The organism is Streptococcus marimammalium DSM 18627, from assembly GCF_000380045.1.
Classification (GTDB): domain Bacteria; phylum Bacillota; class Bacilli; order Lactobacillales; family Streptococcaceae; genus Streptococcus; species Streptococcus marimammalium.
Genome location: NZ_KB904340.1, coordinates 37,973 through 63,782, shown reverse-complemented (window position 1 = coordinate 63,782; position 25,810 = coordinate 37,973). Strand labels below are relative to the sequence as shown.

Sequence of the window (25,810 nt, the reverse complement as noted above, 5' to 3'; positions counted from 1 at the left end):
TTTTTATACTACATTTATATATCATATATTATATCATAAGCTATAGTGTTTGAAAATATAATTAAACATGATTACACTCTATAAATCGATTTCTTTTGAACTTTTTCTCTTATTTCTTACAGTCTCTTTTGTTTCAACCTTAGCCTTAATCTCCTTTCTATTGAGAGTTTTAATAATTGATTCTTTTCCCATTTCAACTTTATCTCTACCAAGATATTCATTCATATTAACTTTCAGATGTTTAAATTCCTCATATTGTACTAATAACGAATTGTATTTCTTAGCAATATCCTCTTGTTTAACCTGTAATTCTTTGGAATGCTCATTTAATTTTCTGAAAAGATTTTTACTTGATTTTTTCTTCAATCCTTCTAATACAATATCTTTCAAATGCGGAAATTGCTTAAGAAAAATATCTATTTCCTCATAGGATTTCTGAGAGGCTTCTACATCTTTTCGGTTCATCATCATATAAATTTTATCATTTGGGTTTTTAAGATAGCCCTCGTAATGTTCTCTTTTGCTGATACAGATTTGAATATGCTTTACTACTTCTTTTATCCTCTTTTGTTCCCACGAAAGTTTATCAAATTGTCGTTTCAATTGATTTTTTTGAAATGATATTTTTTGAATTCCTTTTTCCAATGCTTCCATGGAGTTAAAACCTTTATCTCTTATTTTTAATAGAATTTTAGATGCTACTTGCATGTTGGTATGAACTACCCAATCCTGATTTCCATATTTTGTTTTATCCACCAGCTCTCCTATTTCTTTGTCTTTATTTCGGATTCTTTCTTTGATTTTTTCTTCTGTGTAATTATCCCCTATGGTTTTCGCTCTGGTAAATCTTTGCTGATTTTTTTGTTTGAAAGCAATATGCTTGCCAAACTTAATTTCATATCCATATTGTTCCATTATTCTAAGAAAATGTTCCCAGTTTATTGCTTTTTGAATCACTCTATCCATATCAAATTGCAGTCTGGATTTATAACTTTTACCTTTTTTATCTTCATTCCAATCATACCAATTCACAAATTTTCTTTGCTTAATCTCGTTGATTTCCTTTTGTGTTTCCCGGTCGATTACAGATAAATTATGCTCCTTGCAAAGCTTGTCGCTCTGATTTCGAATATTCATATAAGAGCAATAGTAGGAATGATAAACCTTCCCTTCATCCACATCGATGGAATTAAATATGATGTGATTGTGAATATGGTCTTTATCTATATGGGTAGCTAATACATACTCATATTTTCCTTCTAAAATTTTTTCGCAAAGTTCAATTCCAACTTGATGAGCTTCTTCAAAACTTACTTCTTCCGGAACGAAAGATTGAATTAAATGATGGGCTAAGGTCTTGGTTCTTGAGCCAAACTGTTTCTTGGTAAGCTCAAATTCCTTGTGGGCATTTTCTCTACTGCAAAGGTGGGTGGTAACATAGATTTCATCATCGGTTTTATCACCATTACAGATATAGTCTATCGTTTTTTCAGCGTAGTTTTAATTGGATGTATCTTCGTAACTGCCTTCAGCTTATTATTATTGATATATCTGATTTTGATGAACAAAAAGCAAAACGCTAATCAGTCTATATACCGATTAGCGTTTTTACATACAATAATAAAATCTGCAAGCATTTTGCAAGTACTATACTCATAAAATGGCTATTTATAACGCTTTAGAGCCTCTTTTTAGTTACTCCCACTCTACTGTTGCTGGTGGTTTGCTAGTAATATCATAGACAATGCGGTTAACGTGGTCTACTTCATTAACGATACGTACTGAGATTTTCTGAAGAACGTCCCATGGTATTTTAGCAAAATCTGCGGTCATCCCATCAACTGATGTGATGGCTCTAATGGCAATGGTATAGTCATAGGTACGACCATCTCCCATAACTCCAACGGAACGCACACCGGTATTAACGGTGAAGTATTGCCAGATGTCACGGTCAAGCCCTGCTACTGCTATTTCTTCACGCAAGATAGCATCTGATTCACGAACAGTTTTTAAGCGTTCTTCTGTGATTTCACCAATGACACGAATGGCTAAGCCTGGTCCTGGGAATGGCTGACGCCAAACAATCTCATCAGGCATACCAAGTGCCGTTCCAAGTGCACGTACTTCATCTTTAAAGAGGGTATTTAATGGTTCAATCAACTCAAATTGCATGTCTTCAGGCAGTCCACCAACATTGTGGTGAGACTTGATGGTTTGTGCTGTCTCTGTTCCTGACTCGATAATATCAGTATAAAGAGTTCCTTGTGCAAGGAAACTCACATCTTTTAGTTTACTTGCCTCATCATCAAAAACATAGACAAACTCATTACCGATGATTTTACGTTTCCTTTCAGGATCATCAACCCCAGCCAGTTTATCAAGAAAACGCTTTTGCGCATCCACTTTAATGATGTTAAGGCCAAACTTGCCACCAAGCATCTCCATGACTTGTTCTGCTTCGCCTTTACGAAGTAAGCCGTGGTCAACAAAGATAGAGGTCAATTGATCACCAATCGCTTTTTGAAGAAGAACACCAACAACTGACGAGTCTACTCCACCAGAAAGACCAAGAAGAACTTTTTTATCTCCAACTTTTTCACGAATTTTTTGGATTTCAAGATCGATAAAGTTATCCATAGACCAACTACATGAGGCACCACAAATTTCTACAGCAAAATTTTTAAGTATGTCATTGCCGTAAACAGAATGTCGTACTTCTGGATGAAACTGAATACCATAAAGATGTTTGTCAGTATTTTCAATAGCTGCAAAAGGACAATCAAGTGATTCCCCAGTCTTAACAAACTCTTGAGGAATTTCAGTAACGGCATCACCATGGCTCATAAGAACGATTTGTTCTTGTGGCGTCTTTTCAAATAATTGAGACGTTTGGGTTAAGTTTAATTGTGATTGACCATATTCACGATTTCCTGCCGTTCCAGCTGGTACTACTTTACCCCCTAAAGTGTGGGTGATTAATTGCATCCCATAACAAATCCCAAGAACAGGAATCCCTAATTCTAAAATCTCTGGGTCAATTTTAAAGCTATCTTCTTCATAAACAGAGTTTGGACCACCCGATAAAATAATTCCAATCGGATTAATAGCGCGTACTTCTTCTGCAGAAATCTTATGGCTCATCAACTCAGAAAAAATACCTAATTCACGGATACGACGTGTAATCAACTGATTATACTGACTACCGTAATCTAGGACAATAATTTTTTCAACATCATTTAACATACTAGCAACTGTGCTCATGGGTTCCCTTTCTCTTGTTGTTTAAAACAACCTTTTTTGATATTTTACCATAATTTTAGCCTTTTCACACAGTAAAATAAAATCTTTTTTAAAACGACTATCTTTAAATTATATATTAATTTATTTTTTTAAAATAAAAGGAGTCAGCTAGAAGCCGACTCTTTTTAGTCTGTTATTTTAATGAAGGGAACTCCCACACCTTGAACATCTTCTGGTGCATGACTGCGTTCAGCAAACAATCTAGTTACCGGATACCAACCAGTGTTTTGTCGGCTCCAAGGATCAGTAACATAAGTCATGCCATTTTGATAACCTTTTAGAACTATTTCATGTGAACCATTGCTAACAAACTTATTATTTTGAACCGCAGCAAGGACATAGTGGCCAACTTTAAGGTTATCTTCTAATTGTTTTTGTGAAGATAAAACTGTTGATTTAAAGCCATATGCCTTATTTGCTTGTAAAATTCCTAAAGCTGAGGTTCCTGCAAATTTACGATTAAATTCGTTTGTGTGATGATAAAGATAATCTCCAACATTTGTTGGTTTGATATCCTTACCACTAAGAGCAGTGTAAACCATACTTAATGCCGTAGGAACACAACCTGTTACACCAAAAGTTTGACTACCATAGTTTCTACCACTCCATCTAGAATCCCATTGCAAATAATGAGGCATATTATTGTAGTTTGTATGTTTAACAGTTTTTGTGGTGGTGGTGACAAAATACATTTTACCATTTTGTTTTTGATAAACATGGATATGATAAGTACCAGCATTAGTATGATTAACAACATTAAACATGCCCTGAGCTTGAAGATTTTCTTTAGAGGCTTTGTACCATTTTAAATCATCCTGGCCATTTTTTTCGGACCAAACAGCATAAACAACATCACCATCAGAATAAAGATTATCCACTTTGAGTTGATGAACACCAGTGCCAAAATAGTTTACTCTTGCCTTACTTGGATTAGTTCCTTTTTCAAAATAATGTTTTCCTAAATCGTAACCAATTACTTTACCGTTACTTAATGTCAAATAAGTATGGACCGTATAATCACCAACTACATTATGATGGAATTTGCCATTCACTGAGATGGTAACTTTTTTTGAACTAGTTGGTTTTAAAACATACCAATGAATATTTTCTTGTTTTTTTTCAGACCAAGCTGCTACTTTAATTATCGTCACATCATAAGAATTTTCTGGTGTAGTAATCAAAACATCAAGAGATGCCTGATTAGGTTTATGATTTTTTATAGCAACGATTGGATTAGAAAGTGAAATAACTCCAGTATTAAAACCCTTTGCATCAGCAATACCAATCAAACGATTTTGTTCCAGTTGACTTTTTGCGTAAATATGAACATTATAGTGACCCAAATCAAAATTATGATTTTTGATTGGTACTATGACTTGGTATTTTGTATCAGAAAGTTTTGTAGTTTTGTACCATTTCAAATCATCTTGACCTTTATTTGCTGACCAAACAGCGATACGTACTTGGTTAACGTTTTTTATAGACTCACTGGAGTCAATAACAACATCAAAAGTAGGCTTGTACTTATCATAATTTTCGATTTTAATTTTCGCGTTATAAAGTGTTTTAGGTTGAAAAACAAATCCATCAGTTGTTTTTAAACCGATCATTGATTTTGTCACTTGACTGTATCCATATAAATGAACGCTATAATGTCCCGTTATGAATTGATGATCGGCTAAATCAACCACAAGGCTGTATGTAGAAGGTGATAACTTAGAGGCCTTATACCATTTCAAATCATCTTGGCCATTATGATTAGACCAGACAGGAATGATAATTTCTGTCAGTTGTTGTGAAACATTTGATACATTAATTTTATATTGACGATCATTGACTGATTCAATAACAGCATCAACTTTTGGAAAGTCAATTGTAATGGTACTTACATTTAAACCTTTTATCACACCATTTGTATTAGAATAAGTATGAATATGATAAAGGCCATAAGAACGATGATTAGAAAAATCAACATAAGAAACACCACCATCTCTAGCAGTGTACCACACCAAATCATCTTGACCTTTGTTATCAGACCAAACTGCAAACTTAATTACTGTATTAACTGGTATTTGAGGTTGGTACTGAATTCTTAAGCCTTTAGCACCAATGGTTACATCTGTCATTTCATTAATTTTAGGAGGTTGATTGCTAGCTCTAAAAACACTATCTCTTTTATAAGAATCTTCATTTTGTTCTTTTGTTGTTTGATTGTCAGAGTTATCAAAATTTTCTTCAATAACTTCAGAATTAGAATGGATTTCATCAAGAGTGGAATTATTTGAAATAGAATTTTCATTAATTACAATGGAAGATTCTTCACTTTCTTCGTCGTTATTCTTATGAGATTTAGTTTCTATATTCTCTATAACTTTTTCATCTTGATTGGTATTATTATCAAAAACTTTTTGTTGAGTACCTGATAATCCATCAGATAATTCTACTTGCGATTCTGTGTTTATTTCACTACCATTTGTAGTGTCATCAGCCATAACAGATGGTGCAAAAATGACTATAGAAATTATTGATAAAATGTATAAAAAAGATTTAATTCTTTTACATTGCATAATAATACCCCCATTATTTAATTCTAAAAATATTATACTATTGGTAAGAAGTTTTAGCAAATAAATTTAAAGAGGGATGCTAAGCACCCCTCTTTAATTTATAACGAGATTTGATTGTACTGTTTTTCAAATGCTTTTAAAATTGATTTATCAGCCTTATCAAATGCTATTTCCTCTGTTAGCTCACCATAAACAATGGTACGATAAGTTGCCTCAGCATCAGTACAAGTAACCAGAGTAATTAGATTTTTTCCTTCAACATCATAAACTACATCTACCCTATCTGGAGTCACTTGCTCTACCATATTAATGTTATAGACATAAACTTTTTCCTTATCTGTCAAATAGATCTTCATCCCTTCTTTGGCATTATCTAAAGGAGAAAAGAGCATTTGTGATGATCCAGTTAGACCAAATACATGATGACTAGCAAGTGCATAATTACCTTGACCCATCACTTGATTTTCCTTCATGGTTCCTGCACCATAACTTAATGCGACATTGTCTAACCCTTTAAAGATTGGTAGATTAAGTTCTAGTTCTGGAATTGCGATCCCACCAATAACTGGTAAGTCCTGTGCACTCATCTGAGCACTAAGAACTGCTTCTACATTTAATGACTCAACATCTTCAAATTTAAAAGTTGATTTAGCACTTTTATTTTTATCAATATCTTTTTTAGTGACCTTAGTAACCTGATATTTATTGGTATTCCATGCAATTAATGTGTTTCTAATAGATTTATTAAAAATAAGTGCTAGACCAATTAAAAGTAGAAGAAAAACAAAAGTGTTCAGTACGATACTTTTAAAAGTAGAATGCTTTTTCTTTTTATTCATTCGTTAAAGCCTCATTTCCTTCTTCTAAAGTGTCATTATTTTCTTCAGGATTAACTAAAGCAAATGTCATGATTTTAGCATTATTATCAAGACGCATGACTTTAACACCTTGAGTGGCACGTCCAGTTTGAGAAATACTATTGATACTTGTTCTGATGATAACACCTGTATCAGTAATGATAACAATATCCTCATCACCATTAACAGTAGTCAAACCAGCTAAAATTCCATTTTTTTCGGTAATATTAGCCGTCTTCATTCCTTTACCGCCACGATGTTTGGTCGCATATTCTCTTGCACTTGTTCTTTTTCCATAGCCTTTTTCGGTAATAATAAGAACTTCTTGCTCATCATCTATAGAAGATGCACCAACAACAACATCTCCCTTTCTTAGATTAATTCCTTTAACCCCTGTAGCACTTCTTCCCATACTTCTAGAATCAGTTTCTTTAAAACGAACTGAGTAACCTTTTTGTGTTCCCATAATAATATCACTTGTCCCATCAGTGAGTAAGACATTGATTAACTGATCATTTTCTTTAAGGTTCAAAGCTATAAGACCGTTTTTTCTAATATTTTTAAAAGCTGATACACTAACACGTTTAATCATACCGTATCGTGTAACAAAGAATAAAAATTTATCTTTAAAGTCATCAAGTTTTACATTGATAATTGTTTGAATTCTTTCATTATCATCAAGTTTTAGCAAGTTAACGGCAGGTAGACCTTTAGCAGTTCTGCCATACTCTGGAATTTCATAACCTTTTAATCGATAAACACGCCCATAATTTGTGAAAAAGAGCATTGTATCATGGGTACTGGTCGAAATTAATTCTTTCACAAAATCATCATCATTAACACCAGTTCCTTGCACTCCACGACCACCACGACGCTGAGAACGAAATTCATCCTGAGAAAGACGTTTAATATATCCCTTGTTAGAAAGAGTAATCAAAACATCAGCTTCTTCAATTAGATCTTCATCTTCAAGACTAAGAATTTCACCAACCATTAGTTCTGTACGACGTTTATCATCATACTTACGCTTAATTTCATTTAATTCCTCTTTAATGATTGTTAAAATGCGATGAGGCTTGTTTAGAATATCTGTTAAATCAGCAATAAAATTAAGTAAATCATCAAATTCTTTTTGAATTTTATCACGTTCTAAACCTGTTAAACGACGCAAACGCATATCTAAAATTGCAACACTTTGGCGCTCTGACAAGTTAAAACGACTAATTAATTCTTCCTTAGCTATGGCATCTGTTTCGCTATTTCTAATCACTTTAATCACTTCATCAATGTGATCTAAAGCAATTAGTAATCCTTCAAGGATATGAGCTTTTGATTCAGCCTTATCTTTGTCAAATCGGGTTCTTCGAACAACAACTTCTTTTTGATGATCGATATAGTTATCAAGAATCCTACGCAGTGATAAAATCTTTGGAACACCGTTTTCAATTGCTAACATATTAAAACTAAAGTTAGTTTGAAGGCTAGTTAATTTAAATAAATTGTTCAAAATCACATTAGCACTTGTATCACGTCTTACTTCAATGACAAAACGCACACCTTCTCTGTTAGACTCATCACGAACGGCAGTAATACCATCAATACGTTTTTCTTGAGCAAGTTTAACAATATGCTCATGAATTTTTGTCTTATTAACCATATAAGGAAATTCTGTTACAATAATACGTTCTCGACCAGATTTTAGAGTTTCAATTTCAGTTTTTGCACGTAAAACAATGGAACCACGACCTGTTTCATAGGCTTTATGAATCCCACTTCGACCCATAACCAAAGCACCTGTTGGAAAATCTGGACCTGGAATAACTCCCATTAATTCTTTAGTCGTTACTTCTGGATTATCCATAACTAGTTTAACAGCTTCAATAGTTTCACCAAGATTATGAGGAGGAATATTAGTTGCCATACCAACTGCAATACCAGTTGCTCCATTAACTAAAAGGTTTGGAAAACGTGCTGGTAGCACAACTGGCTCTCTTTCACTACCATCATAGTTATCTATAAAGTCTACTGTATTTTTATTGATGTCTCGAAGCATTTCTATAGCAATCTTACTCATGCGAGCCTCAGTATAACGTTGTGCTGCCGCACCGTCACCATCCATTGAGCCAAAATTACCATGACCATCCACTAAAAGGTGGCGATAGCTCCACCACTGTGCCATTCTAACCATTGCTTCGTAAATGGAAGAATCTCCGTGAGGGTGATATTTACCCATAACGTCACCAGTTATACGCGCAGATTTTTTATGAGGTTTTTCAGGAGTAACACCAAGTTCATTCATACCATATAAAATACGGCGATGAACAGGTTTTAAACCATCACGAACATCCGGAAGAGCTCTTGCCACGATGACACTCATAGCATAATCAATGAAGCTATTTTTCATTTCACTGGTTAAATTAACATTTATTAGATTTTTATCTTGCATTAGAAATGCCTCTTTCCATTGTTAAAAGTCTTTATCATTATACCATAAATTGCTTATTTTATCATTTTTGGTACCGCTTTCTGAAAACATTTTTCATTTTTTACCTAAAATTCATGACAAAAAAGTTATAAAGTGCTAAAATATACCTGTAATCACATAGTAAAAATATTAAGGAGATTTTTTATAATGATTTCATCAAAGCAACGTAAAAAAGTTATTCTTGTTGGTGATGGTGCTGTTGGCTCATCTTATGCTTTTGCATTAGTTAATCAAGGCATTGCTCAAGAACTTGGTATCATTGATATTTACCAAGAAAAAACACAAGGGGACGCTGAGGATTTGAGTCATGCTCTTGCGTTTACCTCACCAAAAAAAATATACTCCGCAAACTATGAAGACGCTCACGACGCTGATCTTGTAGTTCTTACTGCTGGAGCACCGCAAAAACCTGGTGAAACACGTCTTGACTTAGTTGAAAAAAATCTTCGTATCAATAAAGAAGTTGTTACTAAAATAGTTAATTCTGGCTTTAAGGGAATTTTTCTAGTAGCTGCTAATCCTGTGGATATTTTAACATACTCTACTTGGAAATTTTCTGGTTTCCCTAAAGAACGTGTTATTGGTTCTGGGACTTCTCTTGATTCTGCTAGATTCCGTCAAGCACTTGCTCACACAATTGGGATTGATGCTAGATCTGTTCATGCCTATATTATGGGAGAACATGGAGATTCTGAGTTTGCAGTTTGGTCACATGCTAATGTTGCAGGAGTAAAACTCGAACAATGGCTACAAGATAATCGAGATATTGATGAACAAGGACTAGTTGACCTCTTTATTTCTGTTAGAGATGCTGCTTACTCAATTATTAACAAAAAAGGAGCAACTTTTTATGGAATTGCAGTTGCTCTAGCACGTATTACTAAAGCCATTCTTGATGATGAAAATGCCGTATTACCACTCTCAGTTTTTCAGCAAGGTCAATATGAAGGTGTTGAAAACGTCTTTATTGGTCAACCAGCTATTATCGGTGCTAATGGTATTGTTAGACCTGTCAATATACCTTTAAATGATAGAGAATTACAACAAATGCAAGCATCTGCTAAACAATTAAAAGATATTATCGATGAAGCTTTTCAAAAAGAAGAATTTGCAAGTGCTGCTAAAAATTAACCAAAAAACCTCCAATAAGATGGAGGTTTTTTATTTCGAAATTAATCTCAAAAAATTAACTTTCAATAGATTATTTTGCTGTTAAAGCAGCCATAGTGATATAGTTATATGGCTGATTAAAATGTGGTAAGAAGAAAATATCTAAAAGAGCTAAACGATCAATAGTAACTTTCTCTTGAATAGCTAATGAGAACATATGAATACCCATTGACATGTCTTCTTTAGAAGCCATTTGCGCTCCTAAAATAACACGGCTATCTTTATCATAAACAATTTTTAAAGTAACCTTATAATTGTCATTTTCCATAAAAACAGCTTTTTGTAAATCACTAAACTCAGTAACAGTAGCATTATAACCAGCACGTTTTGCTTTTTCAAGAGTTAATCCAGTTGAAACCATTTTAAGATCGTAAATAGAAATTCCGTTTGATCCTTGAACCCCAACTGATTCAATTTCATGACCACAAGCATTATGTGCTGCAACAAGACCAGAACGTACAGCATTTGATGCTAAAGCAATGTAATTAACATCATTTAATGAATTATCATAAACTGTTGCACAGTCTCCAATAGCATAAACATCAGGAATGCTAGTCTCTTGTTTTTTATTAACAAGAAAAGCACCGTTTCTAAATAAATCAATTTTGCCATTTCCAAGACTTGTGTTAGGACGGAAACCAACAGCCATAATTACCATATCAACATCAAAGCTATCTTTATCAGTAATAACACGTTCTACTTTGTTTTCACCCTCAACTGCAACTACCGTTTGCCCAAAGGCTAATTCAATTCCATGATCTTCTAAATTTTTTCTCATCATTTCAGTTAAATCATGATCATAGTATCCACCTAAACAAGATTCAGCAACATCAATAAGAACCACTTTCTTGTTGAGACGCTCAAAAGCTTCTGCTAGCTCAACTCCAATATAACCAGCTCCTACAACTGCTACTCGCTCAATATCTTTACCTTTTAATTTCTCAATAACTTCTGCAGAATTTTGGTACAATTTAACAAACTGAACATTTTCAAGAGTTGCTTTAAATTCAAGAGTATTTTCTTGAAGAGCTACACCCTTAATCGGTGGAATGATTGGTTCTGCTCCAGTAGCTAAAATTAATTTTTCATAAGATTCAACATGCTTTGTTTTACCTTCAAGAAGCACATGAACCTCTTTTTTATCGTAATCAATAAATTCAACTGGAGAGTTCATATAAACCTTAGCACCAGCATTTTCTAACTCTTCTTTATTAGAATAAAAAAGGCCATCAGGTTTTGAAATTTGCTTACCAATCCATAATGCCATACCACATCCTAAAAATGAGATGTTTGAATTTTGGTCAAAAACAACAATTTCATTTTCATCACCATAATTACTCAACATTGCTTTAATAGCAGATGTACCAGCATGGTTTGCTCCAACTACAACAATTTTACTCATATAGTTACCTCTTTTTAATTATTAATCATAAAATTTTATGATTTGTTATTCAAGTATAACATAAGTTTTATACGCTTTCAATTGATTTCAATATCAAATAATTAAAAAGTGATATTTTTATAATATCACTTTTGTTATTTTACACTAATTTTTATTTTGATTTAATGTAATTAATACCATTAGCTTTTGGACCAACTGCTTTACCAAAGAAAATAGCCAAAACAATTACTGTTATTACATACGGTGCAATTTGAAGGTAAACTGTTGGTATTTTTGATAAAAATTCTAATTGGCTTCCAATTACTGCTAGACTTTGAGAAAGTCCAAAAAAGAGGCTTGAAAGCATAGCACCAATTGGGTTCCACTTCCCAAAAATCATTGCAGCTAAAGCAATAAATCCTGGTCCTAGAATAGTTGTCGAAGAAAAGTTAACAGAAATAGATTGAGCATAAATGGCTCCTCCCATACCACCAAGAAAACCAGAAATCATGACTCCAAAATATTTCATCTGATAAACATTAACTCCTAAAGTATCTGCTGCTTGAGGATGTTCACCAACTGATCTAAGACGTAAACCAAATCTTGTTTTATATAAAATATACCAGGTAATAAAAGAAAGGATAATTGCTAAATAGGCAACCAAAGAAGTATTTTTAAAGAAAATTTGACCGATAATTGGAATATCAGATAAAACGGGAAAATTAAATTTTCCGAAAGATTCAGTTATATTATCGGTTTGCCCTTTACCATAAAAAACTTTGACAAGAAAAATAGTAAGTGATGGTGCTAACAGATTTAATACTGTTCCACTAACAATATGATTAGCTCTAAAATTAATTGTTGCTAGAGCATGTAGTAATGAAAATACCATTCCCACAATACCTCCAACTAAAACACTCAACCAAGGTGTAGCATTACCAAAACTATTAGCAAATTCTAAGTTAAAAATAACTCCTGAAAAAGCACCAATAACCATAATTCCTTCTAAACCAACGTTTACAACTCCCGAACGCTCTGAGAAAGCACCACCAATACTAGTTAAAATCAAAGGTGTAGCATAAATCAACATGGAAGAAATTAATAGAGATAGCGTAGTCACCAAATTCATACTAGTTTCCTCCTTTCGCTATTTTTTTAGCTGATTTTTTAGTTTTAATAAAGCGATCAATAATATAGTGAGCTCCAACAAAGAAAATGATAGAAGCAGTCACAACTTTAATCACTTCAGGTGGAATACCTGCAGCATTCATTCCAGGAGCTCCAACATTTAAAACACCAAATAAGAATGAGGCAAAAAAGATACCAATAGGTGAGTTGGCAGCAAGTAGGCTAACAGCCATTCCATCAAAACCAACTGATAGAGAACTTCCTTGAACAAAGACATTTTCAAACGTTCCAAGTCCTTCCACAACTCCTCCTAGTCCTGCTAAGGCACCAGAAATAATCATTGATAAAATAATAGTTCTTTTTGAAGCCATGCCGGCATACTCACTAGCAAAAGGATTAAGCCCAACTGATCTAATTTCAAAACCTAGGGTTGTTTTGTTAAGAAGAAACCAAATCACCACAATTGCAATAATGGCAAAGAAGATACCAATATTAATGCGAGAATTATTGGTTAAAGCAGAAAGAAATTCTGAACGATAAGAAGCATTACTACTTACTTGTAGCGTTGAATCAATACTTCTTTTAATACTATCATCAAAAACATTTTGAACAAGAGAATTACCAATATACAAGATAATGTAATTCATCATAATGGTCACAATTACTTCACTAGTCCCTAAATAGGCTCTTAAAATACCAGGAATGGCACCTACAAAACCACCAACTACTAAACCAATAATGATAGTCATTAAAATCATTAATGGTCTAGGCATGTCAGGATTCATCAAAGCAAACCAACCAGAAATGAACCAACCAGCCATTGCTTGTCCTGATAATCCGATATTGAAAAATCCAGCACGACTAGCGACTGTAAAACCTAGGGCAATTAAAATAAGTGGCGCCATAGAACGTAAAATTTCACCAATATTACGAACACTACCAAAAGCAGTTTGGAATAGACCCTCATATCCCCAAATAGGATCATAACCAAATATAAGCATTGCAATCGCTCCTAAAAGTAACCCAAATAATACGGATATTAAAGGAACGGCAATTTGCTGTGTCCTTTTAGACATGAGTTTCCTCCTTTTCAACTGTTCCACCAGCCATTAGAATGCCAAGTTCTTGTTTGTTTGTTTCTTCTGGAAGAACAATCCCTTGTATTTTACCGTCATGAATAACTGCGATTCTATCAGAAAGATTTATAATCTCATCAAGTTCAAAACTAACCACTAAGACTGCTTTTCCTTTATCACGTTCTTGAATCAGACGATTATGAATGTATTCAATTGCACCCACATCAAGACCTCGAGTTGGTTGGCTAACAATCAATAAATCTGGATTTCTATCAACTTCTCTTGCGATAATCGCTTTTTGTTGGTTACCACCGGAAAACCCTTTTGCAGGAACAAGTTCATTAGCTCCACGAACATCAAATTCTTCCATTAAATGACGAGCATAGCTATTAATTTCATTATAGTTTAGAACACCATTTTTACTCATAGGTTCTTTGTAATAAGTTTGAAGAGCAGTATTTTCTGCCAAACTCATCTCTAAAATTAAACCATCTCGGTGTCTATCTTCTGGCACATGACCAACACTTAATTCCGTTATTTTACGAGAATGAAATTTTGTCACATCAATGTCTTTAATTGTAATTCTTCCAGATTTAGCTCTTCTTAAACCAGTAATAGCTTGAATCAACTCACTTTGTCCATTTCCATCAATTCCAGCTATACCAACAATTTCACCCCGTCTAACATCAAGAGATAATCCTTTAACAGCAGGTATTCCTCTATTTTCATTAACCACGAGATCTTTAATGGACAAAATGACTTCTGTTGGTTTAGAAGGGGTTTTTTCAGTTTTAAAGGAAACAGAACGACCAACCATCATTTCAGCTAAGTCTTGTGATGTTGCACCAGCAACCTCAACTGTTTGAATGCTTTTACCACGCCTTATAACTGTAACACGATCTGCAACTGCTCTAATCTCATCTAACTTATGCGTAATCAGAATAATAGACTTGCCTTCTTTTGTCAAATTTCTCATAATCGTCATAAGTTCTTGAATTTCTGATGGTGTTAATACAGCAGTAGGTTCATCAAAAATAAGGATATCAGCACCTCGATATAATGTTTTTAAAATTTCAACACGTTGTTGTGCTCCCACCGAAATATCAGATATTTTTGCAGTAGGATCAATTGCAAGTCCATATTTTTCAGACAAAGATTTGATTTCCTCAATAGCTTTTTTCATATCAAGAAAACCATTTTTTACAATTTCATTACCTAAAATAATATTTTCAGCAACAGTAAAGGCATCCACCAACATAAAATGTTGATGAACCATCCCAATTCCTAAACGAGAAGATACTGTTGGAGAATCGATGTTAACAACTTGACCATTAAGTAAAATTTCACCACTTGTTGGGAGCAACAATCCAGCAAGCATATTCATCAAAGTTGACTTACCAGCACCATTTTCTCCAAGAAGAGCATGAATCTCGGCCTTTTTGACATTGAGATTGATATGGTCATTTGCCACAAAATCACCAAAAACTTTGGTAATTTCTCTCATTTCAATGACATGTTCTGTCATGGCAACAATTATCCTTTCTTCATTGGCTTTATATTTCAGAAAAGCTTGTCAAAACTGACAAGCTTTACTGAGATATAAACTATCTCAGAGTTAGAAAAAGCGACCGATTAAGATCGCTCTTTCAGACATTTATTATTTTTCTGGGACAACAATATCACCAGAGATAATTCTTTCTTTAGCTTCTTTAATATCTTTTACAGCGTCATCAGAAAGGTTTGTTGTAGCAAGATCTACACCACCGTCTTTAAGACCGTAAACAGTTAATTTCCCACCAGGGAAGTTACCTTTTTGTGTATCAGTAGAAATTAATTTAAGAGCATTACCAACTTGTTTAAGAGTTGATGCTAAAACAAAGTTCGATTCTTTACCATCTTTAGAAGTGTAGTTACCTTCTTCTTTTTGGTCACGGTCTACACCAATAACCCAAACTTTTTCACTCTCATCACGTGTTTCATTAATTGCTTTTGCTTCATTGAAGACACCTGCACCAGTTCCACCAGCAGCTTGGTAAATAACATCTGCGCCACCTGCATATTGAGCAGCAGCAATTGTTTTACCTTTAGCAGCGTCAGCAAATGAACCTGCATAGTTAACAGTGATTTTAATTGTCGGGTCTACAGATTTAACACCAGCTTCAAATCCTTTTTCAAAACGGGTGATAACTGTGCCTTCCATACCACCTACAAAACCAACATTCTTAGTTTTTGTTGCTTTAGCAGCTGCAATACCAGCAAGGTATGCTGCTTCATGATCAGCAAATGTAACACTTGCTACGTTATCAAGACCTTCGATAACATCATCAATAATAACGAAGTTAGTATCAGTATAGTCAGTTGCAGCTTTTTCAACAGCATCACGTAAAGCAAAACCAATACCGAAAATCAATCCATATTTTCCACTAACAGCAGAATCTAAATTTGTTGCATATTCTGACTCATTTGTAGATTGGAAATAATCAAAACCTTTTCCTTTAGAAAGACCATTTTCATCTCCCCAAGCTTGTAACCCTTCCCAAGCTGATTGGTTAAATGATTTATCATCAACACCACCAGTATCTGTCACCATCGCAACATTAAGTTGTGACTCATCTTTGTTAGAATTTTTTGATGAATCTGATGAATTGCGATTTGAGCATGCTGCAAGTCCTAAAACGGCAACAGTAGCCAAACCAACGCCAACAATTTTCTTGTTCATAAAAATGAACCCTCCTAAAATTTTTTATTGCAACATTCTGTTGCTAGTTTCTTAAACCACATGGTTTAAGCAGAAATGTTACAGATTATGATAAATCTGTAAAAGAATATGGAAGTAATTCCCCGACCGTCATCTCGACCGTCTGACCATTTTTAGCAATCAATGTCACTTTGCAGCCTTGTTCAAAAAACTCCGCCATTACTTGACGACAGGCACCACAAGGTGAGATTGGCTCTTTTGTTTCACCATATATTGCAATTTCAGAGAAGTCTTTTTCACCTTCTGAAACAGCTTTAAAGATAGCTGTTCGTTCAGCACAATTGCTAAGACCAAAGCTAGCATTCTCAATGTTACATCCTAAGAAAACATCACCTTTTTTGGTTTTAAGTGCTGCACCGACTGGAAATTTTGAGTAAGGAACATAGGCGTTTTTGCTAGCAGTTTTTGCTAACATCATTAAATTAGTATCCGCCATTAACTGTTTTTCCTTCCACAATTGCCACACCAGCAGAAGTACCAATACGAGTCGCCCCTGCTTTAATAAATGCTTGAGCATCTTCGTAAGAACGAGCACCTCCAGCAGCTTTAACACCAATATCTGGTCCAACAGTTTCTCGCATTAAAGCAATATCAGGAACTGTCGCACCTCCAGTTGAAAAACCAGTAGACGTTTTAACAAAATCAGCTCCTGCTTTAACAGCAACTTGACAAGCAGTAACTTTTTCATCATCTGTCAATAGAGCAGTTTCGATAATAACTTTAACCAGTTTGTCATCACTGGCTTTTACTACACTTCTAATATCTTTTTCAACAAAGTCAAGATTTCCTGATTTCAATTGACCAATATTGATAACCATATCAATCTCATCTGCACCATTTGAAATAGCTTCTTTTGTTTCAAATGCTTTTGTAGCACTTGTTGTAGCACCTAAAGGAAATCCAACTACTGTACATACTTTAACAGGACTATCTTTTAACTTTTCTGATGCATGTTTGACATGACTTGGATTGACACAGACACTTGCAAATTGATACTGTTTTGCTTCCTCAATTAATTGATTAATTTGTTTCTCTGTACTTTCAGCTTTTAAGAGTGTGTGATCAATATATCCATTAATTTCCATTATTTTTTAAAATCCTTTCTGACTCGTTAGACAATAATTTTTAATATTTCTTTCGAGTCAACGCTTTCATCACCTATTTTAACATTTTTTTTGAATTCTGTAATCATTTTTGGCTCTATTTTTTTATTTGAATAAATTTTTGCAATTGATGTTCCTTTTTCAATCTTATCACCAACCTTTTTCTCAAAAACAATACCTGTTTCATAATCAAGTGTATCTGATTTGACAGCTCTTCCAGCTCCCAATCTCATAGCAAAAAGACCAAATTCTAAAGCTGGTAATTCTTGAATAATACCTGTTTCATCTGAAAGGATTTCTGTAATAAATTGTGCTGAAGAAGGGCGATGAAGATCCTTCAAATCACCACCTTGATAGGCAATAAATTCTTCAAACTTTTTAAGCGCTTGACCATCTATTAGGTGGTTTTTAATCTCAATCAAATCAACATTTTTACCAGCAAGTTCAAGCATGATTTGTGCTAATTCACAAATAAAATGTGTGATATCTTCACGACCTTTTCCTTGCATGATTTCAATCGCCTCTAAAACTTCTAAACGATTACCAATAGCTCGACCAAGTGGCTGGCTCATATTAGTAATAACTGCAACAGTTTGTTTCCCAACAGCTTTACCTAGAGCAACCATTGTTTCAGATAATTTGATAGCATCTTCAATAGTTTTCATAAAAGCACCATCACCAACAGTAACATCTAGCAATATACTATCAGCTCCAGAGGCTATTTTTTTACTCATTACTGAGCTAGCAATTAAAGGAATAATATCAACAGTTGCTGTCACGTCTCTAAGAGCATATAGTAGTTTATCAGCGCGAACAAGTGTATCAGACTGCCCAATAACTGAAAGATTAATTTCTTGGACTTGTTTAATAAATTCTTCTTGGGTTCTTTCAATTTGAAAGCCTTTAATAGCTTCTAATTTATCAAGAGTTCCCCCTGTATGCCCAAGACCTTTACCACTCATTTTAGCAACAGGTACACCAAAACTAGCTACTAGTGGTGCTAAAATTAAAGTAACCTTATCACCTACACCGCCGGTTGAGTGCTTATCTACTTTAATCCCTTTGATGTCAGATAAATTAATTTGTTCTCCAGTAGCTAGCATACTCATCGTTAAATCACGTGTTTCTCTTTTTGACATCCCAGTAAAATAAATAGCCATAGCTAAAGCAGATATTTGATAATCCGGAATATCACCATTGGCATAACCAGAAATAAGCCACTCAATTTCTCTTGTAGAAAGTTCTTTTCCATCACGCTTTTTTTGAATTAAATCAACCGTTCTCATCTTTAAAGCTCCTTAAAATATAATACCCTTTTTCTTTTTTTAAAACAGTGACATTACCAAAAATTGCTTGCATTTTATTTTTTGCACTTGGTGCACCTTGCTTTTTTTGAATAACAATGGTCAAACTGCCATTTTCATTCAAATGATTAATGCTTTTAGAAATAATCTCATGGACAACTTCTTTTCCAGCTCTGATGGGAGGATTGCTAACAATATAGTCAAACCTATCCTTAACTTGATCATAGAGGTATGAGTGAAAAATGTTTGCCTCAACATGGTTATTTTGCGCATTTTTTTTAGCTAATTCCAACGCTCTGTTGTTAATATCAATCATAGTTGGAATAATTTTTTTTACTTTAGCAAGACTAATTCCAATCGGACCATATCCACAACCAATATCCAAAAGCGTTTTATTAGCCTCAAAGTCAGCATAATTAATTAAAGTTTGACTACCAAAATCAATCTTATTTTTACTAAAAACACCTGAATCAGTTTGAAAATAAAAAACTTTTCCTAAAAGGTAAGTTTCTATTTCTTTAATATCATGTTGACTTTCTGGATTTTCAGAAAAATACATGGTTGTCTTTAAACTATCATCTTTTCTATTCATACTATAAGTCTATCACAATCTATAATGGTTTTCAATAAAGCCTTTTTTACTATCAATTCAGTTGTTTTTCAAAATAGATATGTTAGTAAAAAATTGAAAAAGACAATTTTATTGTTTCAGTTAAATTTCAATTTTCAATATAAAATGGTATAATGCACAAAGGAGTATAATATGAAAAATGAATTTATTAATTTCGAAAAAGTTTCACGACAAAATTGGCAACAATTGCACAAAAAAGATGCCCCTCTTTTAACGCAGTCAGAATTAACCTCAATTAAAAGTTTGAATGACCAAATCAGTATGCAAGATGTGGTTGATGTTTATCTCCCACTGATTAATTTGATTAAAATTTATAAAAATTCTCAAGAAAATTTAACATTTTCTAAAAGTATTTTTCTACAAAAAACCATCAAAGAGCGCCCCTTTATCATTGGTATATCAGGTAGTGTAGCAGTTGGTAAATCAACCACAAGTAGATTGTTAAAGCTTTTATTAACAAGAACGTTTAAAAATAGTCGTGTGGATATGGTAACAACAGACGGTTTTTTATATCCTAATGCCATTTTAAGAGAGAAAAAAATTCTCAATAAAAAAGGGTTCCCTGAAAGTTACAATATGGAGCTTTTGTTAAACTTTTTAGATAGTATTAAAAACGGTCATGATGTTGAAATTCCAGTTTATTCTCATGAAACTTATGATATTGTTCCTAATCAATTGCAGCTTATTAAAAAACCAGATTTTTTAATTGTTGAGGGAATTAATGTTTTTCAAAATCAACAAAACAACCGTCTTTACATGAGTGATTATTTTGATTTCTCAATTTATATTGATGCTGATAGTAACCATATAGAAAAGTGGTATCTTGAACGCTTTTATAGTTTAACGGAAATGGCAAAAAAGGATGAAAATAATTATTATAACCGTTTTGCAAAAATGTCACTTGAAGAATTAACCACCTTTGCTAAAAAAGTTTGGAAAAATACCAACCTGTACAATTTGGAAAACTACATTGAGCCTACAAGAAATCGAGCTGAACTCATTTTACACAAATCAAAAAATCACCTTATTGATGAAATTTATCTTAAAAAATAAGAAAGACTTGTCAAAAATCAGATTTTTCTATATAATATGATAGTTAGTATAAATGGAGGTGAAAATATTGGCAAATATCAAATCAGCGGGCAAACGTGCTGCACTTACTTCAAAACAAAATGAAAGAAATGCAGCTCAAAAGTCAGCAATGCGTACAAAGATTAAAGCATTTGAAGCAAATCCAACTGAAGAACTTTACAAGGCAGCAAGTTCTAGCATTGATAAAGCAAAATCTAAAGGATTAATTCATAAAAACAAAGCAAGTCGTGATAAAGCTCGTCTTTACACAAAATTAGCAAAATAAAAAACCTGTTAATCAGGTTTTTTTATTTGTTCATTATAATTTCAAAAATACTTCCTTTAGGGATATTATCTTTGACTAATATTTTTGCTTTTAATACAATTGCTAATTGTTTTGCTAATGATAAACCTAAACCAAATCCTCCTTTTTGCCTTGTCCTTGCCTTATCAACACGATAAAAACGATCAAAAATTTTTAGTTTACTGTCATCTTTAATACCAATACCATTATCAAAAACACGAATAATAAGTTGCTTGTCTTGAGTCACTACTTCAACACTAATTTCACCAGATTCCTCAGTATATTTAATAGCATTATCAAATAAAATCGTTATCAGTTGTTTTAATAGAGCTTCATCAGACTTAAAATTCTGTTTCAGGTAGTTAGTCCCTTTAAACCTTCGATTATTTTCTTCAGCAATAGTTTTGTAGTTATAAAAGAGAATGTCAAAAAACTTTGGGGAAATATCATCAATTTTAGGTTTAATTCCTTCATCACGTCTAGCTAAATGTAATAGATTGGTTGTCAAAATCCGCATGTTCCTAACTTCATCAAGACTCAATGCTAGGTTTTCAGTGCTTTCTAATATAGTAGCATTAGGTTTTCTTAAAAGATTTTCTAAGCGATTTTGTAAGACTGAAAGTGGTGTTCTTAATTCATGACTAGCATTTTCAACAAAAGATTTTTGTTTTTCATAGTTTTCTCTCAATGACTGACTGCTCCATTTAGCTAAGTAAAGACTTGTTGCAACTGAGATAAGCCAAAAAATAATCATTATTGTTACAATAATTCTAACATAACGTTGACTAATTTCTTCTAATTGAGTTGTGTTTATAACAACCGTAGCATAGGCAACAGAAGGATAATCATAACTACTAATATTTAGAGTAACAATGCGATAAAGTTCTTCATCGCCCACAATATTTTTGGTTTTTAATGAAACAATATTACCTATTTCATCTTTTTTTAAATAGACATTTTGAAGATTAGAAAATACATCAATATCATTTAAAATGTGACCCTCATTATCGTAAATAATGATGTCAGTATTAGCAATCATTTGTCGCTCAATCGGATTGTCATCATTGATAAAAAAATCTTGAGGAATCCCACTAATGGTTTTGGTCATACTGAGATAAACATAGCGATCAATGTTTTCCTTTGCCGATTGAAGACTGCTATCAATTGAGGAATAAATTCCAAATCTCATTACTTGTAAAATGATAATCGTCATGACGATAAAAATGCCTGTAAAAACAGCAAAAAAATGAATAAAATAACTAAAATTATCCGTTTTAAAATGTTTTTTTAATTTAGTCAGCATTTTTTAGGATGTACCCCACATTTCTCAAGGTTTGAAGATTGTTGGCAAACTGGCTATCTTTTAATTTTTTTCTCACTTTTGAGACATAGACTTCAACAACAGAGATTGTCGTATCACTGTCAAAACCCCAGATCCGATCAAAAATCTGACTTTTAGGTAAAATCACATTTTGATTTTGTAAAAAGTAAACCAAAATATCAAATTCTTTGCCAAGAAGATCCACTTCTTCTCCTTTATAATAAACCCTATTGGTCTTTGTATCAACTTTTAAATCAGAATAGGAGAGTTGTTTATCACTTATTTTTCCAGATCGTTTTAAAAGAGCTTGAATCCTCATTTTTAATTCTTCTAGATAGAAAGGTTTGGTTAAATAATCATCTGCCCCCAGTTCAAAGCCCAGTCCTTTATCATCAAGACTTTCTTTTGCTGTCATGATTAGAACAGGTGTATTAGTAGCTTTCTCACGTAATTCTTTTAAAACTTGAAAGCCATTTTTTTCAGGAAGCATTAGGTCTAATAAAATTAAATCATAAATACCACTTTCGGCTTCAAAAAGACCTTCATCACCATCAAAAACTTGGGTAACATTCGCAAAATCATCTAAAAAATCAAAAACTGAGTTTGACAAGCTTAAATCATCTTCTACTAATAATATTTTAATCATTTTACTACCTCTTTAAGTATTATAACATGACAAGACTAAAATCCCATCATCCAATAAAAAATGAATGGATTTTCTTTTATTTTATCTCTCTTTTCTTAACTATAACTAAAAAACTTGCTCATTATGAGCAAGTTTTTTAGTTATTTGATGTAAAAGATATTATTCCATTACTTTTGTGATAGCATTAAGAACAGCTTCTTTTTCTTTTTCAATTAATGAAACGCGAGCTTCAATCTCATTAATCCCCATTGAAATATTACGGCTAATCGCCATATCAGACAATTGAGGTTCAAAGAATTCTTTATACTCTTTAAGTTTTTCTGGTGTTTTAAAGAATGATGCTGGATAAATAACGAATTTATCAAAGCTCATATCACCACCAAGGGTTTTCTTGATCCAGTCCCAATTATCACGTGACCAAGTCCAAAAATCTTCCTGTGTCTCATTTTGAGAAAGAAACGGTGCGTACCAACTCATAGCTAAATCTTGTGGTTTAACAATATCTTTGTCTTTAAGAATGCCTAAAACAGTTGTGATAGTTTCTTTATTTTTTGTGTTTGATAAAGCACTTGCTAATTGTCTTCTAAAGTTAGAATCATTTGTTTCTGGATAAAGTTTCAATAAAAGAGAAACTAACTCAGGTGTCTCAGCGGTCTTGACTTGATTAACTAAAACATTGGCACGAATAGCAGCTGGAATGGCTTCTAAATTGTTTTTGTAAGCTTCAAAAATACTATTTGCTTTTTGAGAAACTGCTAAATCATCAGAATAAATCATTGAAGATAAAGTTAATTCGCGAACCATTTCATCTTCGTCTGATTCACCAGCTTGTTTTTCAAAGCCAAGGCGGTCATAATTTGATTGATAGATTTTCTTCACTAATTGCTTAAATTGTACTTCTTCAGGACTATCGGTGTCAAGAAAACGTTTAAGACTAGCTATGATTGATGAAATTGCAGCAGTTACTAAATAAGAAGTTTCATTAGACAAACCAGCAATTAAAACTACTAGATCAGCATAAGAGATTTCACCACTCTCAGCAAGTAGTTTACGATCTTGTAATAATTGCAATTTAGAAACATTATCAAGACTATGAATGTCAGAAATAAGATTATCTAACAACTCTCCTTTGTAATTAATAATGTAGTGAGCAGTATTTTCAGTGTTAAAACGTAAAGGTTCATGATTTTTATCAAGTAATTGGCTATAATTTGGAATTTCCATCACACGTTCAGTAAGTGTATCAGGAATACCTTCCCAATTGCTATTCAATGGTACTTGCCATAGGCGATCTTTATCCTCATGACTACCAATAAAGAACTGTTTTTGGGTCAAAATTAAAGTATCATCGACTACTTCAGCAGTTACAACTGGATAACCAGGTTGTTCTAACCAAGCATCCATAAAATTAGCAACATCCTTACCAGATGTTTTTGATAAAGCATTCCATAAATCACGACCAATAGTATTGCTGTATTGATGTTTTTCAAAGTATGCTGCAAGCCCTGTAGCAAAAGCTTTATCACCCAACCATCTTCGAAGCATGTGCATTAATCGGCTTCCTTTAGCATAAACGATTGCTGGATCAAATAAGGTATTAATTTCATCTGGATGGTTAACTGCAACGTGTACAGATTGAACACCATCAGTTGCATCGCGTTTAAGAGCGTACGGAACACCACTTGTTTGGAAGTCTTCCAAAATGTTCCATGTTGGTTCAATGCTATCAATAGCAACATACTCCATCATATTGGCAAAACTTTCATTAAGCCATAAGTCATCCCACCATTTCATCGTCACAAGGTTACCAAACCATTGGTGAGCTACTTCATGAGCAATAACTAAAGCCACCTGTTGACGGCTTGAAACAGTAGAGTTTTCGTCAACTAAAAGAAGGAGTTCTCGATAAGTGATTAAACCCCAATTTTCCATAGCTCCAGATGAAAAATCTGGTAACGCCACGTGATAAGAATGAGGAATTGGGTATTTTACGCCAAAATAATCTTCATAAAACTCAATGGTTCTAACCGCTATATCCAGTGCAAAATCCAACGATTTATCTGAATGTGCTTTAGTAGCAAAAACTCCAACCTTAGTACCATTTTTAGTTTCTGTTTTTTTACCTTGTAAATCACCTAATGCAAATGCTAATAAGTATGATGACATTCTTGGAGTGGTTTCAAAAATCCAAACGCCAGTTTCTTTTCTAAGTTCAACATTTATTTCAGGCATGTTTGATAAAACTATTTCATCATTAGCTTGGTCAAATTTAATGGATAAATCAAAAGTTGCTTTTGCTTCAGGTTCATCAATGCTTGGGAAAGCTTCACGCGCAAAGTGACTTTCAAATTGGGTAGAGATAACCTCTTTTTTAACACCATCAACCGTATAATAAGAAGGATAAATACCAGTCATGTTATCAGTAATTTTTCCTGAAAACTCAATAACAAGCGTCATGACACCAGTTTCAGGTAATTCAACATGAACAGCTTCATTAGCATCATCCATTGTAAAACTAAGTGCTTTATTGTCTAATAATACTGACTTAATAGTTAGATCTTTTTGATGCAGTGAAATGTGGTGTTGCAATGCTTCACCATTAATAGCAACATTCCCTTGAAATTGTTTTTTTTCTCTATCAATATCAAGAAAAATATTATAGTTTTCAGGGACAAATTTTTCTACAAAATGTTCAACAGTTTTCATAA

Annotated in this window: 20 protein-coding genes; 3 read left to right on the top strand and 17 right to left on the bottom strand. The window is 33.3% G+C overall.

What is annotated here, in order from left to right; genetic code table 11:
- Window positions 1–78: 78 nt before the first annotated feature.
- The 5 genes from A3I1_RS08105 to gyrA form a co-directional block, all read right to left on the bottom strand.
- Window positions 79–1,443, bottom strand: coding sequence for a relaxase/mobilization nuclease domain-containing protein (locus A3I1_RS08105; RefSeq protein ID WP_233275090.1), 1,365 nt, complete (start codon window positions 1,441–1,443; stop codon window positions 79–81).
- Window positions 1,444–1,695: 252 nt separating this feature from the next.
- Window positions 1,696–3,261: a glutamine-hydrolyzing GMP synthase gene (gene guaA / locus A3I1_RS0101790; protein ID WP_018369610.1), complete on the bottom strand. Its 1,566-nt coding sequence runs from the start codon at window positions 3,259–3,261 to the stop codon at window positions 1,696–1,698.
- 164 nt (window positions 3,262–3,425) lie between these two features.
- On the bottom strand, window positions 3,426–5,867 hold the full coding sequence (locus A3I1_RS0101785) for a GBS Bsp-like repeat-containing protein (RefSeq protein ID WP_018369609.1): 2,442 nt from the start codon (window positions 5,865–5,867) through the stop codon (window positions 3,426–3,428).
- 98 nt (window positions 5,868–5,965) lie between these two features.
- Complete coding sequence (locus A3I1_RS0101780; RefSeq protein ID WP_018369608.1) at window positions 5,966–6,706, bottom strand: class A sortase; 741 nt, start codon at window positions 6,704–6,706, stop codon at window positions 5,966–5,968.
- Complete coding sequence (gene gyrA, locus A3I1_RS0101775; protein ID WP_018369607.1) at window positions 6,699–9,170, bottom strand: DNA gyrase subunit A; 2,472 nt, start codon at window positions 9,168–9,170, stop codon at window positions 6,699–6,701. Before gyrA ends, A3I1_RS0101780 begins: the two co-directional genes overlap by 8 nt.
- A 186-nt stretch (window positions 9,171–9,356) precedes the next feature.
- Here gyrA and A3I1_RS0101770 point away from each other — a divergent pair, with 186 nt between their 5' ends.
- Window positions 9,357–10,340 (top strand): L-lactate dehydrogenase, encoded by a 984-nt coding sequence (locus A3I1_RS0101770; protein ID WP_018369606.1) that lies wholly within the window; start codon window positions 9,357–9,359, stop codon window positions 10,338–10,340.
- A 70-nt stretch (window positions 10,341–10,410) separates the two neighbouring features.
- Here A3I1_RS0101770 and nox read toward each other — a convergent pair whose 3' ends face one another.
- The 9 genes from nox to A3I1_RS0101725 all read right to left on the bottom strand — a co-directional run bounded on the left by nox (window position 10,411) and on the right by A3I1_RS0101725 (window position 19,721).
- Complete coding sequence (nox, locus tag A3I1_RS0101765; protein ID WP_018369605.1) at window positions 10,411–11,781, bottom strand: H2O-forming NADH oxidase; 1,371 nt, start codon at window positions 11,779–11,781, stop codon at window positions 10,411–10,413.
- 151 nt (window positions 11,782–11,932) lie between these two features.
- Window positions 11,933–12,889, bottom strand: coding sequence for an ABC transporter permease (locus A3I1_RS0101760; protein WP_018369604.1), 957 nt, complete (start codon window positions 12,887–12,889; stop codon window positions 11,933–11,935).
- Between the two features lies 1 nt (window position 12,890).
- Window positions 12,891–13,964 carry an ABC transporter permease gene (locus A3I1_RS0101755; protein WP_018369603.1) on the bottom strand — a complete coding sequence of 358 codons (1,074 nt, stop codon included), beginning with the start codon at window positions 13,962–13,964 and terminating at the stop codon, window positions 12,891–12,893.
- Window positions 13,957–15,489 carry an ABC transporter ATP-binding protein gene (locus tag A3I1_RS0101750; RefSeq protein ID WP_018369602.1) on the bottom strand — a complete coding sequence of 511 codons (1,533 nt, stop codon included), beginning with the start codon at window positions 15,487–15,489 and terminating at the stop codon, window positions 13,957–13,959. The genes A3I1_RS0101755 and A3I1_RS0101750 overlap by 8 nt, the downstream gene beginning before the upstream one ends.
- A gap of 132 nt (window positions 15,490–15,621) precedes the next feature.
- Window positions 15,622–16,683 carry a BMP family lipoprotein gene (locus A3I1_RS0101745; protein WP_018369601.1) on the bottom strand — a complete coding sequence of 354 codons (1,062 nt, stop codon included), beginning with the start codon at window positions 16,681–16,683 and terminating at the stop codon, window positions 15,622–15,624.
- 85 nt (window positions 16,684–16,768) lie between these two features.
- The gene (locus tag A3I1_RS0101740; RefSeq protein ID WP_018369600.1) at window positions 16,769–17,158 is read right to left on the bottom strand and encodes a cytidine deaminase; all 390 of its coding nucleotides are present in this window, start codon (window positions 17,156–17,158) and stop codon (window positions 16,769–16,771) included.
- Entirely contained in the window at window positions 17,145–17,807 is a 663-nt protein-coding gene (gene deoC, locus A3I1_RS0101735; protein ID WP_018369599.1) for a deoxyribose-phosphate aldolase, read from the bottom strand. Before deoC ends, A3I1_RS0101740 begins: the two co-directional genes overlap by 14 nt.
- 26 nt (window positions 17,808–17,833) lie before the next feature.
- Window positions 17,834–19,111 (bottom strand): pyrimidine-nucleoside phosphorylase, encoded by a 1,278-nt coding sequence (locus tag A3I1_RS0101730; RefSeq protein ID WP_018369598.1) that lies wholly within the window; start codon window positions 19,109–19,111, stop codon window positions 17,834–17,836.
- Window positions 19,098–19,721: a class I SAM-dependent methyltransferase gene (locus A3I1_RS0101725; RefSeq protein WP_018369597.1), complete on the bottom strand. Its 624-nt coding sequence runs from the start codon at window positions 19,719–19,721 to the stop codon at window positions 19,098–19,100. Before A3I1_RS0101725 ends, A3I1_RS0101730 begins: the two co-directional genes overlap by 14 nt.
- Window positions 19,722–19,892: 171 nt before the next feature.
- Here A3I1_RS0101725 and coaA point away from each other — a divergent pair, with 171 nt between their 5' ends.
- Window positions 19,893–20,813, top strand: coding sequence for a type I pantothenate kinase (coaA, locus tag A3I1_RS0101720; protein WP_018369596.1), 921 nt, complete (start codon window positions 19,893–19,895; stop codon window positions 20,811–20,813).
- A gap of 67 nt (window positions 20,814–20,880) precedes the next feature.
- Window positions 20,881–21,117, top strand: coding sequence for a 30S ribosomal protein S20 (gene rpsT, locus A3I1_RS0101715; RefSeq protein ID WP_018369595.1), 237 nt, complete (start codon window positions 20,881–20,883; stop codon window positions 21,115–21,117).
- Between the two features lie 22 nt (window positions 21,118–21,139).
- Here the strand turns inward: rpsT and A3I1_RS0101710 are convergent, their stop codons facing one another.
- The 3 genes from A3I1_RS0101710 to A3I1_RS0101700 form a co-directional block, all read right to left on the bottom strand.
- Entirely contained in the window at window positions 21,140–22,438 is a 1,299-nt protein-coding gene (locus A3I1_RS0101710) for a sensor histidine kinase (RefSeq protein ID WP_018369594.1), read from the bottom strand.
- A complete protein-coding gene (locus A3I1_RS0101705; RefSeq protein ID WP_018369593.1) occupies window positions 22,428–23,102 on the bottom strand; it encodes a response regulator transcription factor in 675 nt (224 codons plus the stop codon). The genes A3I1_RS0101710 and A3I1_RS0101705 overlap by 11 nt, the downstream gene beginning before the upstream one ends.
- Before the next feature lie 159 nt (window positions 23,103–23,261).
- Window positions 23,262–25,808, bottom strand: coding sequence for a M1 family metallopeptidase (locus A3I1_RS0101700; RefSeq protein ID WP_018369592.1), 2,547 nt, complete (start codon window positions 25,806–25,808; stop codon window positions 23,262–23,264).
- Window positions 25,809–25,810 lie beyond the last annotated feature (2 nt).